Annotated in this window: 3 protein-coding genes; 1 reads left to right on the forward strand and 2 read right to left on the reverse strand. The window is 74.3% G+C overall.

The genetic code is table 11. The features are described from left to right. Nucleotides 1-1,175 (reverse strand): MFS transporter (locus CA983_RS41880; protein WP_107500350.1); only part of this gene is annotated, 1,175 nt, incomplete at its 3' end. Between the two features lie 130 nt (nucleotides 1,176-1,305). Between CA983_RS41880 and CA983_RS41885 the strand changes: the two genes are divergently transcribed. Further along, nucleotides 1,306-1,887 (forward strand): TetR/AcrR family transcriptional regulator, encoded by a 582-nt coding sequence (locus CA983_RS41885; RefSeq protein WP_086605882.1) that lies wholly within the window; start codon nucleotides 1,306-1,308, stop codon nucleotides 1,885-1,887. Between the two features lie 65 nt (nucleotides 1,888-1,952). Here the strand turns inward: CA983_RS41885 and CA983_RS41890 are convergent. Beyond that, nucleotides 1,953-3,304: response regulator (locus tag CA983_RS41890; protein WP_143645753.1), on the reverse strand; the 1,352-nt coding region annotated here is incomplete at its 5' end.

Consider the following 3,304-nt stretch of genomic DNA (forward strand, 5'->3'; position numbering starts at 1 on the left):
AGCCACAAGCCCGCCACCCCGCACACCCCACCCCAGCCGAAGTGGCTGAAGGCGAACCCGGCGAGAGCCGAGGCGCCGGCGCCACCCGCGAAGCCGGCGACCACATAGGCGGTGTTGGCGGTGGCCGGGGTGGACGTGGCGGTCAGGGCGAGGGTCTGGTTGGCGACGTGGGACGCCACGAGTGCCGCGTGGATCAGGACCGCTGCGGCGAACAGCGCGCCCAGTGTGTGCCCGCCCAGCCAGAACAGCGGCACGGACACGGCGGCGAGCAGATACGCGGACCGCACGACACGCGCCGCGCCGAACCGGTCCACGAGTCCGCCGGCCAACGGTGCCACCGCGGTCGCCGTCAGTCCGAAGAGCCCGAAGAGCCCGGCCGTCGCGGTGGACAGCCCGTACGCCTGCCCGGTCAGCAGCAGGGCGAGCGCGGTCCACAGCGCGCTCCACGCCCCGAACATCCCGGCCTGGCGCAGGCAGGCGCGCCACAGGTCGGGCGAGTGGCGCAGTACCGAGGGCAGCGCGGCGAGCCCGGCGAACAGCGGGCCTTCCCGCCGCCGCTGCGACGGCAGGACGAGTGCGGTCGCGAGCCCCAGGACGAGGGTGAGCACGGCCGCGCCCGCGAACACCCACCGCCAGCCGAAGGCCTGCCCGGCCAGTCCGCCCAGCACCCGGGCCGCGACGATGCCGGTGAACAGGCCCGCGATGACGGCCGCGACATGGCGGGCACGCCGCTCGGCCGGGGCGCGTTCGGCGACCAGCGGGACGAGCAGCTGCGGGATGACGGTCGCGGCCGAGGCGACGAACACGGCGACCGCGAGGACAGTGACACCCGGGGCGGCCGCACTGGCGACCAGCGCGACGGTGGTGACGAGCGTGAGCCCGCCGACCAGCCGGCGCCGGTTCGCGCTGTCGCCGAGCGGGGCGAAGAACAGCAGGCCGACCGCGTAGCCGAGCTGCGCGACCGAGGCGATCCAGGCGACGGCCGAGGGCGCCGAGCCGAAGTCGCGCGCCATGAGCGAGAGCAGCGGCGCGGCGAGGTAGATGTTGGCGGCGGTGACCGCGCTGCACACGGCGATCAGCGTGAGGAAGAGACCGGGGGCGGGCGTATGCGCCGGTCGCACGGGGGCGGTGCCGGCCTCGCGGGACGTGGTCGTGGCTGTGGTCGCTGACGGCATGGAAGGGGGACTCCTTGGAGTCGGCTCTAACAACTAACTGGTTGGTTGGATAATGGGGCAACAGTGTGGGCCGCCCTCCGATTCCCTGTCAACCAAACAGTTGGTTACCTGCCGCGCTACCCTCTCCCCCATGGGAGCAGCAAGGGACCCCGAGGCCACCAAGGTCCGGATCTTCGAGGCGGCGGTCGCCGAATTCGCCCGGCACGGCATCGCCGGCGCCCGCATCGACCGCATCGCCGCCGAGGCGAAGGCCAACAAGCAGTTGATCTACGCCTACTTCGGCAACAAGGCGGAGCTGTTCGCGATCGTCCTCGAGAGGAAGATGCTCCACCTCGCCGAGGCCGTCCCCATCGACCCGGACGACATCGAGGGCTGGATCGACCGCCTGATGGACTACCACGCCGCCCACCCGGAGCTGCTGCGCCTGCTCTTCTGGGAGGGCCTGGAGTACGGCAGCGCCGAACTGCCCCACGAGTCCGACCGCCGGGAGCACTACGCCCGCAAGGTCGCCGCCCTCCAGGACGGCCAGGACCGGGGCGTCGTCACCGACGCGATCCCCGCGGCCGACCTGCTGTTCCTGCTGACGGCCCTGGCCAACTGGACCGCCGTCGTGCCGCAGATGCGGCGCATCCTGGTCGGCGGCGAGGACCCCGACCGGGACCGCCTGCGCACCTCGGTCAAGGAGGCGGCCCGCCGCCTCACGGCCCGATAGCGCGCCCGGACGGTTCCGGACGGTCCTCGACGGTTCTGGACGGTTCCGGACGGTCCTGGACGGTCCTAGTTGGTTCCGATCCGGGACAGCAGGTCGACGATCCGGGTCTGCACCTCGCCGCTGGTGGACCGCTCGGCGAGGAAGAGCACCGTTTCTCCGGAGGCCAGCCGCGGCAGGTCGGCCTGGTCGACGGCGGCCGTGTAGACGACGAGCGGGGTGCGGGTGAGCTGCCCGTTCGCGCGCAGCCAGTCCACGATCCCGGCCTGCCGCCGGTGCACCTGCATCAGGTCCATCACGACCAGGTTCGGCCGGAACTGCCCCGCCAGCGTCACCGCGTCGGCGTCACTCGCCGCCCGCGCGACCTGCATCCCGCGCCGCTCCAACGTCGCCGTCAACGCCAGCGCGATCTCCGCGTGCTCCTCGATCAGCAGCACGCGCGGCGGGTGCTGCTCACTGTCGCGCGGCGCCAGCGCCTTCAGCAGGACGGCGGGATCGGCACCGTACGCCGCGTCCCGCGAGGCCTGCCCGAGTCCGGCCGTGACCAGGACGGGCACCTCGGCGGCGACGGCGGCCTGCCGCAGCGACTGCAACGCCGTACGTGTGATCGGCCCGGTCAGCGGGTCGACGAACAGCGCGGCGGGGAAGGCCGCGATCTGCGCGTCGACCTCCTCGCGCGAGTTCACGATCACGGGCCGGTAACCGCGGTCGCTCAGCGCCTGCGAGGTGCTGACGTCCGGCGCGGGCCACACCAGCAGCCGCCGCGGGTTGTCCAGCGGCTCCGGCGGCAACTCGTCGTCCATCGGCTGCGGCAGCGGCGGATCGGCCACCTCGACGGCACCACCCGGCCCGTCCAGCGGCTCCGGTCCCTCGGCGGCGTTCTCGTCCGGCGCGCCTATGGCGTACGACCGTCCACCGCCCTCGGTCATCTGCGCGAGCCGCGACTGACCGGCGAGGGACGGCTGCGCCGGGACGGGCGCCGGGGCCGGGGCGGTGCCCTGCGCGGGCGTCGGCTCGGCCGCCGGATGCGGGCGAGCGGCCTGCTCCAGGCGCGGCGCCGTTTCCTGGCGGGAGGTCTGTTCACTCCGCCCGGCCTGCTCCGTCCGCGCGGCCGGGTCGGGCGGCGTGCCGAGCTTGCGGCGCCGGCCCGATCCGCCCGACTGGTGCGGGGGTGGCGTCGCCGAGGGCGCGCCCGTTGCCTGCGGCGCGGAAGCGGCCGAGGGACGTGCGGCAGGCACGCCCGACGGCTGCTGCACGTGGGCCGCCTGCCGGTTGAACGGCACTCCCTGGCCCAGCGTCCGCACGCTGATCGCGCGCCCCTGCGTCGAGTTCGGGTCGACGGGCGCGGCCGTCTCTGCGGGCAGCGGCTGAGCCGCCCGCTGCGCCTGCGCCTGCGCCGCACCCTCCGGGGGCAACGGGG

The sequence above is a fragment of the Streptomyces swartbergensis genome (genome assembly GCF_002148965.1).
Lineage (GTDB): Bacteria > Actinomycetota > Actinomycetes > Streptomycetales > Streptomycetaceae > Streptomyces > Streptomyces swartbergensis.